The 11,131-nt window shown below is 60.9% G+C and carries 9 protein-coding genes and 1 tRNA gene; 4 read left to right on the top strand and 6 right to left on the bottom strand.

Going from position 1 to position 11,131, the window contains the following annotated elements:
- Window positions 1-153 precede the first annotated feature (153 nt).
- The 4 genes from AC1DUU_RS11720 to AC1DUU_RS11705 form a co-directional block, all read right to left on the bottom strand.
- The gene (locus AC1DUU_RS11720; RefSeq protein WP_476783586.1) at window positions 154-1,263 is read right to left on the bottom strand and encodes a pyridoxal phosphate-dependent aminotransferase; all 1,110 of its coding nucleotides are present in this window, start codon (window positions 1,261-1,263) and stop codon (window positions 154-156) included.
- 224 nt (window positions 1,264-1,487) lie between these two features.
- On the bottom strand, window positions 1,488-2,363 hold the full coding sequence (locus tag AC1DUU_RS11715; protein WP_476783587.1) for a tyrosine-type recombinase/integrase: 876 nt from the start codon (window positions 2,361-2,363) through the stop codon (window positions 1,488-1,490).
- Between the two features lie 311 nt (window positions 2,364-2,674).
- The gene (locus AC1DUU_RS11710; protein WP_476783585.1) at window positions 2,675-3,799 is read right to left on the bottom strand and encodes a porin; all 1,125 of its coding nucleotides are present in this window, start codon (window positions 3,797-3,799) and stop codon (window positions 2,675-2,677) included.
- Window positions 3,800-3,946: 147 nt separating this feature from the next.
- A tRNA-Ser gene (locus AC1DUU_RS11705) sits at window positions 3,947-4,037 on the bottom strand.
- Window positions 4,038-4,489: 452 nt separating this feature from the next.
- Between AC1DUU_RS11705 and AC1DUU_RS11700 the strand changes: the two genes are divergently transcribed.
- Window positions 4,490-5,620 carry a porin gene (locus tag AC1DUU_RS11700; protein WP_476783584.1) on the top strand — a complete coding sequence of 377 codons (1,131 nt, stop codon included), beginning with the start codon at window positions 4,490-4,492 and terminating at the stop codon, window positions 5,618-5,620.
- A 203-nt stretch (window positions 5,621-5,823) separates the two neighbouring features.
- Here AC1DUU_RS11700 and AC1DUU_RS11695 read toward each other — a convergent pair whose 3' ends face one another.
- Together AC1DUU_RS11695 and AC1DUU_RS11690 are read right to left on the bottom strand one after the other, a co-directional pair.
- Complete coding sequence (locus tag AC1DUU_RS11695; RefSeq protein WP_476783583.1) at window positions 5,824-6,705, bottom strand: alpha/beta fold hydrolase; 882 nt, start codon at window positions 6,703-6,705, stop codon at window positions 5,824-5,826.
- An 87-nt stretch (window positions 6,706-6,792) separates the two neighbouring features.
- Entirely contained in the window at window positions 6,793-8,835 is a 2,043-nt protein-coding gene (locus AC1DUU_RS11690) for a lytic transglycosylase domain-containing protein (protein WP_476783582.1), read from the bottom strand.
- Window positions 8,836-9,066: 231 nt separating this feature from the next.
- Between AC1DUU_RS11690 and dapA the strand changes: the two genes are divergently transcribed.
- The 3 genes from dapA to AC1DUU_RS11675 form a co-directional block, all read left to right on the top strand.
- Entirely contained in the window at window positions 9,067-9,948 is an 882-nt protein-coding gene (dapA, locus tag AC1DUU_RS11685; protein ID WP_476783581.1) for a 4-hydroxy-tetrahydrodipicolinate synthase, read from the top strand.
- A gap of 154 nt (window positions 9,949-10,102) precedes the next feature.
- Window positions 10,103-10,582: an SsrA-binding protein SmpB gene (smpB, locus tag AC1DUU_RS11680; protein ID WP_476783580.1), complete on the top strand. Its 480-nt coding sequence runs from the start codon at window positions 10,103-10,105 to the stop codon at window positions 10,580-10,582.
- A gap of 131 nt (window positions 10,583-10,713) precedes the next feature.
- Window positions 10,714-11,131: GH25 family lysozyme (locus AC1DUU_RS11675; protein ID WP_476783579.1), on the top strand; the 418-nt coding region annotated here is incomplete at its 3' end.

The following is an 11,131-nucleotide window of genomic DNA, read 5'->3' as shown; positions in this document are numbered from 1 at the left end:
AACCAGCCGTTCGCGCCATTCAGCCATTCCTCCCGAATGGCATAATTAATAAAACGAACGTTTAATTAATTCAAGGGGCGTCGATGACGATTGTGGGTGAGGGCGGCGCGGGCTCTGCCGCGCCGCCGATCAATTCAGGCTTTGTGTGCCGGTTCAGCCGCGCGCGGCGGCAATTGCGCCGGGCAATTCCTCGGCGAAAATGTCGATCTCGTGGTCGAGCCCGACGCTCACCCTGATGCAGCGGTTGAGCACCGGCGCCATCGGCTTGCGGATGAAGACATCCCGGGCCAGCAGGTTACGCATCACTGAAAGTGCGAAAGCAGCATCGCTACCGCAGTCGATGGTCACGAAGTTTGTCGCCGAGGGCAGGGGCTTGAGCCCGTTGTCGCGGGCGATTGTGGCGATGCGCTCACGCCCGGCCGCCACCTTGGCGACCACATCGGCCAGATAGGCCTGGTCGGCGAGCGCTTCTTCGCCGGCGATCTGCGCCATGCGGCTCACGCCATAATGGTTGCGCACTTTTTCGAAGCTGGCGATCACCTCGGCATCGCCGAAGGCATAACCGCAACGGATGCCGGCAAGCCCATAGGCCTTGGAGAAGGTGCGCATGCGCACGACATTTGGCCGCGAGACATCGATCGGCGGTAGCGCCGAAGCAGGTGCCGTCTCGCCATAGGCTTCGTCGAGAATCAGCGTCGTCGTCTCAGGCAGTGCTTCGATGAAGCGCAGGATGTCATTCGTTTCCCACCAGCTGCCCATCGGATTGTCCGGGTTGGACAGGTAGACGATAGGCGCGTTTTCGCGCTTGACCGCGTCGAGCAGGCCCTGAAGGTCTTCCATGTCGTTTTGGTAGGGCACCGGCACCACACGGGCGCCGACGCTGGCGACATGGAAATTGAAGGTCGGATAAGCACCGAGCGAGGTCACCACCGGGTCGCCCTCGGCAGCATACATGCGCACGACAAGATTGAGCAGGCCGTCTATGCCTTCGCCGACCACGACATTGTCCGCACCGAGCCCGAGGTGACGCGCAAGTGCGACCTTGAGATCGTAATTATCTGGATCGCAGTATTTCCACATGTCGGCTGCGACGTCCTGCATGCGCGCAACGACGCGCGGCGAGGGGCCGAAGCCGCTTTCATTTGCGCCCATGCGCGCCCTGAACGGCCTGCCGCGCTCGCGTTCCTGAGCCTCGGGCCCAACGAAGGGCACGGTGACGGGCAGGGCGCGGATGACGGGGGTCAGAAGCGGGCGTGTGGTCATGGCAGCATACTCATTGGCGATCCGGCCCGAGCCGGGTGCGGAAATCTCGAAAGACTCGGGCTATACGACAAAATGGGCAGGGCAGCATGCGGTTTGTTGCTGTGGTTTGCCCTACCTGACCAATGTTGCGCGAACTGACGGGCAATGCGTGCCGACACCAGCGCCTTTCAGTCGCTTGGCGCGCCGTGCCCTTTGGCTGTCGCGCCTTTGAGGTGGATCCAGCGTCAGTGACGTTCCAGCACCACCACGCAGCGGTCGAGGTCGTTGGTCGCCAGATGCGCATAACGCATCGTCATCGTCAGCGTCTGGTGGCCGAGCCACATCTGTACGCGACGAATATCGATGCCACCTTGTACCAGACGTGACGCACAGGTGTGGCGCAGGATGTGCGGCACCACCTGATCGTCGGCGGCGAGGCCCACTTCGGCCTTGGCATCATTCCATATCGCGCGAAACTGCGGCTGTGTCAGCATGGCGAACGGCCCCTTCGGGCGCGGTCCGCGCTCAGGCGGCCACTTTGCGGTTTCCCTGGCGCGCACAGTCAGCGGAATGGTGCGGCTGCGTCCGGATTTAGTGATCCAGAAGCTGACGCGCGTGTCCTGAATGTCGTTCCAGATCAGCCCGAGCGCTTCGCCTAGCCGGCAGCCTGTATCGACCAGGAACACCGAGAGCCGGTAAGCATCTTCACTGCGCGCCTTGATGGCGGCAAAGAGCCTGTCCTCTTCCTCGGGCTCGAGAAAGCGGATTCGTCCCGCCCGCTCCTTCTGGCGGCGGAACTCTGGCAGGCTGTGGACATCTCCCATCTTATAGGCCTTGCGCAGTAGTTTGCTCAATGCGGCCATCTTTCGATTGATGGTCGCGTTGCTGTTACCGCGTTGGCGCAGGGAGCCTATCAGGCCGTCGAGTGCCTCTTGGGAAAAAGCGCTGAAGCGCTCGCCCAGAAGAATCTCGTCGATCTCACCGAGGAAGGAGCTGACGTTGTATTTGTGTCTTCCGTCGTCCCATAGAATGTCTTTGTAGGACGCAAAAAGCTCTAAAACCCTAAATGACTTTACTTCTTTAATAGTATTAAAACTGTAAGTTACCTTGCAATTCGTCATCAGGGCGGCAGAATGATGGCCGCTCACAATATGGTCCTTTGAAGTTGCTTTCTTCATAAATCTTCCGGCAACCCTTCGACGAAAAGCAGCTAACGCTACTCCACGACGGGGTGGCCGGCAAGCCGACGACAGTTCTCATACAATTCTTGGCAATCCGGCAGGGCAATGATTCCGGCTTCGGATCGTACTTGCCTACAACGCCCTTCCATCTCCTTTGGTCGGTTCGATGTCCCGACGCTGCCGCCGGTAGAAAAACGGCCCGGGTCTCTCGCGAAGCCCGGGCCGCCTTTTTTGCTTACAACGTCAGCAGATTAGAACGCAGCGTCGAGGCGGAGGAAGCCGTTGAAGCCACCGCCTTGGCCGAAGTCGTCGAAGGTGTCGCCAGCGAAGTAGTTGAGGGCGAGCTTGGCATCGAGGTTCTCGACGATGTTGTAGTCGATGACTGCGCCGAGCGAGTAGTCGTTAGCACCGTCAGCCGGGATGCCGTTCTGGTTGTCGTCGTGACCATCAGCGAAGTACTGACCGCCGAAGCCGACTGCCAGCTTCTGGTTGACCTGGTACTTCAGGTAGCCAGCGATCGTCCAGGTGTAGCCATGGTAAGGACCAGCTCCTTGCAGGACTTCGGTGCCGCCGATAGCGTTGACGGACCAGAAGGTCGGGGCCGACTCGTAGCCTGCGAGAACCTGCAGGGTGAGGGCGTCGGTCGCCTTGAAGTTGCCGATCGCCTTGAGAGCGAAGCCTTCGTAGGCATTGTCATAACCAGCATACAGGTTGAGCGAACCCCAGCCCTGCGTGATGGCAACCTTACCGGTGATCAGCGGGACGTAGTCGAAGTTGCTCGACTCTTCTTCCAGGCCGAGCGACACAGCGATGCCGTTGCCGGCGTCGAAGGTGTAGCGGATCTGGTTGATGCGGTCGCCGCCGCCCGAGTCGAACTCGCCATCGAGATCGCCATCGAACAGGGTGTCGGTGTGACCGACGAGCAGGCCGCCGAGCTCGAAGTAGGCGTGACGGAGGGCCGTGCCGGATTCGCCATTCACGCCGTTCCAGACGTCAAACTGCTCGCCGGTATCCGGGTCGGTCTCAGTGGACCAGCCACCGTTGTTCTGGGTGGAAGCCTGGAACTCGATGTAGCGGCGGAACGTGCCGTATTCGGTTTCCGAACGAGCATCGAGCTTCAGGCGCATAAGTGCCTGCTTGCTCCAGCCGTCGTCGAGAGCGTGCTCGGCAGCGTTGATCTGGTAACGAACGAGGCCGCCGATCTTGAGGCAGGTCTCGGTGCCGGGGATGTAGTAGAAGCCCGCGCCGTAAACGTCGCAGATGCGGACGTATTCCATTGGTTCCGGCTCAGCGACGACGACAGCGTCGGCCGCACGAGCGCCGGAGACTGCGAGCAGAGCCGCAGCGGAGCCGAGAAGAAGGCTCTTAATGTTCATTTTCTGACCTCCAGTCAGAATCGCGACCGAAAGCCGAAAAACGCGTCAGTAGAGACGTGGAAACGGAAACGCGTCGCCGGCAATTGGATCGCAAGCGTTTGAAATATTTGGCGATTTTAGATTTCTCTGGAGGTGGCAGCCTGAGGCTGGCGGAGAGGATGGGATTCGAACCCACGAGAAGCTTTTGACCTCTACTCCCTTAGCAGGGGAGCGCCTTCGACCACTCGGCCACCTCTCCGTTGCGCCGCTGGATAAAGAAAAGGAGCGGCACAATCAACAAGCCTTTGCGACAATCTACATAAAAAGCGTCGCCTGGTGGTCGCAGCCAACGAATCGTCGGTGTCTGTGAGGCGCCAATGGACGCTCGATCATTCACGACTCGTCGCCACGACATCTAGGGTAGATGCGTTGCGGAGCGTGAAAGCCGCCGTCAAATGGCGCCATATCTTAATGACTTCTTTATGGGGGGCATCAAATCGTGTCTTTTGTGCAACAACGCCTGGCGATAGCACGCCGAGAGCCCCTTGCGGATTGCGTTGGTTGTTGAACCGCAGCGGCTCATGGGTAATGTCGGTGTTGAAGAGGGAGCGCGGTGCGCATCTTTTTCAAACGGGGATGGGGCAGGGAACGCTGTCCTTCAGCAAAAAATACCCAGACCCTCTTATGAAACTTTTGACTGGAGGTCAGAAAATGAACATTAAGAGCCTTCTTCTCGGCTCCGCTGCGGCTCTGCTCGCAGTCTCCGGCGCTCGTGCGGCCGACGCTGTCGTCGTCGCTGAGCCGGAACCAATGGAATACGTCCGCATCTGCGACGTTTACGGCGCGGGCTTCTACTACATCCCCGGCACCGAGACCTGCCTCAAGATCGGCGGCCTCGTTCGTTACGAGATCTTCGGTGCTTCGAACATCCGTGAAGACGGCTGGAACAAGAATGCCCTGGCCCGTCTGAAGTTCGATGCTCGTTCGGAAACCGAATACGGCACGTTCCGTCGTTACATCGAGTTCCAGGCGAGCATCCAGGGCAATGGCGGCTGGACCAACACTCAGAATGCGACCGGGACCTTGCCTGAGGGTGAGCCGGGCGACTTCTGGCGCGGTATTAAGGGCGAAAGCGGCACGGCTCTCCGTCATGCCTACTTTGAGCTCGGCGGCCTGCTCGTCGGTCACACCGACACCCTGTTCGACGGCGACCTCGACGGCGAGTTCGATTCGGGCGGCGGTGCGCGTGTCAACCAGATCCGCTACACCTTCGACGCCGGCAACGGCATTGCAGTGTCGCTCGGCCTGGAAGAAGAGTCCGACAACTTCGACTACGTCCCGCTGGTCGTCGGCAAGGTCGCCATCACGCAGGGCTGGGGTTCGCTCAACCTGTACGGCGGCTATGATGATGCCTACGGCGAATTCGCTCTCAAGGCGATCGGCAACTTCAAGGCAACCGACGCTCTGACCCTGCAGGTCCTCGCAGGCTACGAGTCGGGCCCGACCTTCTGGTCCATCAACCCCACCGGTTCGGTCAATGAGTTCCAGGGCGGCGAGTATGTCGGCTACGCTTGGACGATCGCTGGTTACCTGAAGTACCAGGTCAACGAGAAGCTGGCAGTCGGCTTCGGCGGTCAGTACTTCGGCGATGCGCACGATGACAACCTCGGCAACTTCACCCAGGGCGGCAACAACGACTACTCGGTCGGTGCGGTCATCGACTACAACATCGTCGAGAACCTCGATGCCAAGCTCGCTCTCAACTATTTCGACGGCGACACCTTCGACCAGCGCAATGGCGGCGGCTTCAGCGGCTTCCTGCGTCTCGACGCAGCATTCTAATCAGCTCTAGAGCTGATCTGAGGAAAACCCGGCGGGCAACCGCCGGGTTTTTTCGTTTTGGACGGCCTATGATTGCAGGGGTGCCAAGTGTCGCGCCGCCAAGCATCTTGGCGTCGTCGTCCTGACCAATCGCGCAAGGCGTTTTGCGGTATCTGGTACTGAAGTAAGTAGGTTGCTCAGTCTTCGCCCGCGGCCGAGTTCGCCTAAGCGTCCGCTCTGCGCAAGAAGTTGGCGATTCTTGCGGGCAACACCCCCGTCTCCAGAAACGGTGCGTGGCCTTGGCCCTCGACCGTGACCGATTCTAGCCCCGGATGGCGCTGGTGCATTTCCTCGACGGTTGCAACTGACAACAGCCGTGAGTTCGCACCGCGGATCGCGAGCATGGGCACTGACGCGAGTGCTTCGAATTGCGGCCACAAATCCGGCAGGGGCTGGGTGAGGTCCATCGCCAGCACGGTATTGACCAGTGCTGGATCGAAGTCGGCGACCGGCTTTCCATCCTCGCTGCGATAGATGGCGCCGACGAACCGCTGCCAGTCGGCTTCCGTCAGCGCGGGAAACGAACCGCCGTGGACGGCTTTTTGAATTCGCACCGCATCAGTGAAGTCCGCCGGGCGAGGCGCGTTCTCCAGATATGAGCGAATATGGGCAAGCCCAACCGGCTCAATGACCGGGCCGATGTCATTGAGCACGACGGCCTTGATCAGGGCAGGGCGCATGGCGGCTAACACATGGATGATCAACCCGCCGCGCGAAGTGCCGATGAAGGCTGCTTGATCGACGTTGAGCGCATCAAGGCCAGCGATGACATCGGCCGCCTCTATGCCGACATTGTAGTTCTGCCAGTTCGGGTCGTGGGCCGATTGGCCACGACCGCGATAGTCGAAGCATATGATTCGGCGCGGTTTTTCGAGTTCGTTGGCGAGATGAAGCGCAAGCTCGTGAAAATCGCGGGCGTTGCGGGTGAGGCCGGGCAGGCACACGACCGGCAGGCCAGGATTGCCGGCTCCATAGAGCCGCGCGTGCAGCTTCAGGCCGTCCTGCGACGCATAAAAGAAGTCCGAAAAGCCGTCTTCGTTGACCATCGCGCCGCTTCTCCCCCATGCAACGCTCGTCGTGTCGCCTCGACTAGTTACCGAGGCGGCCGCGAGAGGTCAAACGTGGGCACCGCCTCAGCGGCCGTTCACCAGGTCGCCATTGATGTCGTAGCTGCCCGAAAGGCGCATCTTGTAGACCTGATAGTTCTCCATGACGCGCTGGACGTAGCTGCGGGTCTCGGAGAACGGGATGCGTTCGATCCAGTCGACGACGGTKTCGAGATCCTTGCCGCGCGGGTCGCCATATCTAGCGATCCACTGGTCCGCCCGACGCGGTCCGGCGTTGTAGCCGGCGAAGGTCAAAATGTAGGATCCATTGAAGCGGCTGAGCTGCTGGCCAAGGAAAGTCGCGCCCAAGGTGGCAWTGTAGGCGGCATCGGTGGTGAGGCGATCTTGCGAATAGGCCATGCCGGCCTTCTTCGCCAAGTCCTTGGCGGTGCCCGGCATCAATTGCAACAGCCCGCGCGCGCCGGCACCCGAGACGGCCGAAACCTTGAACTCGCTCTCCTGGCGCGCAATCGCGTAGGCCAATGCCTTGCCTGAACCTGAAATATTGGCCGAGGCGGGGATGACGCCGATCGGATGCGACAGCGCACCAATGTCGAGGCCGCGCTGTGCAGCGATCTTGCCGACGCGCAGCGCCAGATAGTGATTGCCTTGCTTTTCCGCCATAACGGCCAGAAGCGCCAGTTCGCCCGGGCTGTTCAACTGCGCGGCGAGGTCGCGGTAAAGCATCTCGGCGTAGGGCGCGTAACCCGAGCCTTCCAGCCGCGTGATCGCGCTGACCGCCTCGCGTTGCGAAAATGCCTGGCGATCGGCGGCGGTCGGCGTGGGATAGGCAACGTTGAGCGCCTGGCGGCCGATTCGTTCGGCGGCAAGCTGGCCGTAGAAGGTCGTGCCGTAGGTCGCGGCGCGCGCATAATAATCCTTCGCAGTGCCTGGTCCGCCGGCTTCGGCGGCGCGGCCAAGCCAATAATAGGCGCGCGACAGCGAGATCGGGCTGCCGGCTATCGTGGCGATGCGCTCAAAGTGACCCGAAGCAAGCTTGGCGTCGTTGAGGCCGCGCAGCGCATACCAGCCGGCATGGAATTCTGCATCGGCGGCATTGGTCGCACTTTCCGCCGAATGCGCGGCGGCGATCCGGTAGGCACTCTTGACGTCGCCCTCATCGAGCAATTCGCGCGACAACACGCGACGTTCCATCCACCAGGCGTCGGGATCGACAAGTGCCGCGCGGTCCTTCGGGGCCTTGAGCATAACGGCAGCGGCGTCGGCGAACTTCTCCTGCTTGCGCAGATAGCGCGACTTGGCAAAGAAATAAGCCGCCGAACGCTGGTTTACCGGTACGGCTTCGAGCAGCGCCGGTGCCTTCTTGTCGCCCTTGATCACAGCAATCCAGGCGTCGGCGAGGGCCTTGGCGCCAGCAAGGTCGGCGATGCGGACGGCCGAATTCACCCTGTCGGCATAAAGCATCTTTTCCATGCGGATGCGGTGGTCGGCGGCCGGGATGAGGCTGCCGAACTCCTTGATGACAGCCGCTTCGTCCTTGGGCTCCAGCTTTTCGTTGCGCCAATAAGGCTGAAGCACGGCCAGCGCCGCCTTGGGATTGCCGAGTGCCATCTGGGCACGGGCGAGCAGCAAAGCACCTTCGATCGTTTGCGGCTCACTGCCGGCGAAGGCTGAAACGACGATGTTGGGGCCTGGGTTTTCGCGCGCCATGGCGCGTTCGCTGTTGCGGCGAAGCGTGGCGAGGCCCGGCCATCCGGGCAGGGCCTGCGCTGCTGCGGCAATGTCGGCACTCGGCACCTTGTCGCCGCCATTGATGGCGATCGCCCACATCAGGATGTGGCGGTCGAGCGCGGTCGCGGGCAGGGCATCGCGGATGGTCCGCGCCTGCGCCAGATCGCCGCTCGAAAGCGCGTTGAGCCCGTTCTTCAATTGATCGATGGTGCCGAAGGCCGCACGCACGGCATCGCCCTTGCCGATGCTGGCAAAGGGAAGCGCTGACGTCGCCTGCGGGTCAAGGCTCGAACTGCCGGCGGGGACGGGGGCCAGGGCAATGAAGGCGCTCAAAAGCGCTATATGATGCGGCCTGGCAGCCGGAATGATCCTGGTCATTCCATATCCTTGCAGGTGACAGTCTAAGGCGTATGTCGCGAGCCTAGGTTGATCTGGTGAAGAGCGGGTTAATGAAAGGTTAGCGCGGTCGTTCAATTCCAAGCCATATAAGCACCGGTCACACTTGCCGCAAATTGGTGTCGAGACTATGGTGCGCGGCCCTGCTTTCGGCTAGAAAGCCGGCAACATCAAAAAGACCGCGAAACCGTAGGGTTCCTGGAGTTGGACGACATGCTGAGAGGCTCACTTACCGCGCTCGTGACACCATTCGACAAGAATGGCCGTCTCGACGAGAAAGCCTTTCGTGAACTCGTCGAATGGCAGATTTCAGAGGGCACCACTGGCCTTGTGCCGGTCGGCACCACGGGCGAGTCGCCGACGCTGAGCCATGACGAGCACCGCCAGGTCGTCAAGATCTGCGTCGAGGTTGCGCGTGRCCGGGTGCCGGTTGTGGCAGGTGCTGGTTCGAACAACACCGAAGAAGCGATCGGCCTGGTCAAGTATGCCGAAAGCGTAGGCGCCGACGCGGTACTGGTCGTCACGCCTTATTACAACAAGCCGACGCAGCGCGGTCTTTACGCGCATTTCGCGGCCGTCGCCCAGGCAACCACCTTGCCGCTCATCATCTACAACATCCCGCCGCGTTCGATCATCGACATGATGCCCGAGACGATGGGGCGCCTGGCGCATGACTTCAAGAACATTGCGGGCGTCAAGGATGCGACCGGCAAGGTCGAGCGCGTCTCCGAGCAGCGCATCACCTGCGGCAAGGATTTCATCCAGCTCTCGGGCGAGGATGCGTCGGCGCTCGGCTTCAACGCCCATGGCGGCGTCGGTGCCATTTCGGTGACGTCGAATGTCGCGCCCAGGCTGTGCGCCGAGTTCCAGCAGGCAAGCCTGGCCAACGACAAGGACAGGGCGCTCGAGCTGCAGGACCGCCTGATGCCGCTGCACAAGGCGATCTTCATCGAACCCGGCGCTTCGGGTGCCAAATACGCGCTGTCGCGCTTGGGCAAGATCGAAAACGTGCTGCGCTCGCCGCTGATGACCATCGAGGCGTCGACCGCCGAAAAGATCGATGCGGCGATGAAGCACGCCGGCCTCATCAACTGAGCCGCGCGAAGCCCTTTGGGAACACCCGCTTTCGCGGTCATCTGAAGGCGTCTTCGCGCTGCCGTGTTCGCGGCGGATATTTCGCCGTGTTCCGGCTCTCGGAAACACCAACATATGACTCGCGCATGCGAGTTGCAGAACGGGCCTCAATATCATGAGCCAGGGCAAGAAGTCCGACCCCAACAACATGGTCGCCGCGGAAAACCGCAAGGCGCGCTTCAACTATGAAGTGCTCGACACGCTCGAGGTCGGCATGGTGCTGAGCGGCACCGAGGTCAAGTCGCTACGTCTGGGCCAGGCCAACATCCAGGATTCCTACGCCTCGTTCGAGGGCGGCGAACTCTGGCTGATCAATTCTTATGTGCCGGAATATCTGCAGGCCAACCGCTTCAACCACGAGACGCGGCGCCGCCGCAAACTTCTGGTCAACAAGCGCGAGATGGCCAAGCTTGCCCAGAGCATCGAGCGCGAGGGCATGACGCTCGTGCCGCTCAAGATCTATTTCAACGATCGCGGCATGGCCAAGATGCTGCTCGCCGTCGGCCGCGGCAAGAAGCTGCACGACAAGCGCGAGAGCGAAAAGCAGCGCGACTGGAACCGCGAAAAGGGCCGTTTGCTGAAAGAGCGGGGGTAGGGCCGTTTGCGTAGCGGACCGCCTTCATATTGGCTAGTTTGGCGGCGAAGTCGATCTCCAGAGATAGAATAGCCAAGGCTTCATTTTTGATGCTTCGCCGTTCCGGTGCAATCTTTCTACTGTGTTGCGTCTTGGCGGCCGCCGGCTACCTTTATTTCAAAAGCTTCTCACCGGACCGCCAAAGATACCCGGTTCGCGGCATCGATGTTTCACATCATCAGGGCGATATCGATTGGGCACGTGTTGCGGCCGACGATGTGGACTTCGCCATCATCAAGGCGACCGAGGGTGGCGATCACAGGGATAGGCTTTTCGCTGCCAATCTAGCTGCTGCCAGAAAGGCAGGACTTGCTGTTGGCGCCTATCACTTCTTCACCTTTTGCAGGCCCGGTGCTGATCAGGCACGCAACTTCATCGACACCGTGCCGTTTGATCCATCGCTACTGCCGCCCGTAGTCGATATCGAATTCACCGGCAACTGCCTGCGGCGCCCGACCGTCGAGCAGCTGAGAGCCGAATTGGCAACCTTCCTCGCGCCCATCGAGGCTT

Source organism: Aminobacter sp. P4_H6_2, from assembly GCF_056400805.1.
Note: the sequence above shows the minus strand (reverse complement) of the source record. Positions and strands in the feature narration are given on the sequence as shown.

What these genes read in the sequence shown, in the direction of transcription:
- AC1DUU_RS11720 (WP_476783586.1), bottom strand. Translation starts at nt 1,263, where the DNA reads ATGACCACACGCCCGCTTCTGACCCCCGTCATCCGCGCCCTGCCCGTC.
- AC1DUU_RS11715 (WP_476783587.1), bottom strand. Translation starts at nt 2,363, where the DNA reads ATGACGAATTGCAAGGTAACTTACAGTTTTAATACTATTAAAGAAGTA.
- AC1DUU_RS11710 (WP_476783585.1), bottom strand. Translation starts at nt 3,799, where the DNA reads ATGAACATTAAGAGCCTTCTTCTCGGCTCCGCTGCGGCTCTGCTCGCA.
- AC1DUU_RS11700 (WP_476783584.1), top strand. Translation starts at nt 4,490, where the DNA reads ATGAACATTAAGAGCCTTCTTCTCGGCTCCGCTGCGGCTCTGCTCGCA.
- AC1DUU_RS11695 (WP_476783583.1), bottom strand. Translation starts at nt 6,705, where the DNA reads ATGGTCAACGAAGACGGCTTTTCGGACTTCTTTTATGCGTCGCAGGAC.
- smpB (WP_476783580.1), top strand. Translation starts at nt 10,103, where the DNA reads ATGAGCCAGGGCAAGAAGTCCGACCCCAACAACATGGTCGCCGCGGAA.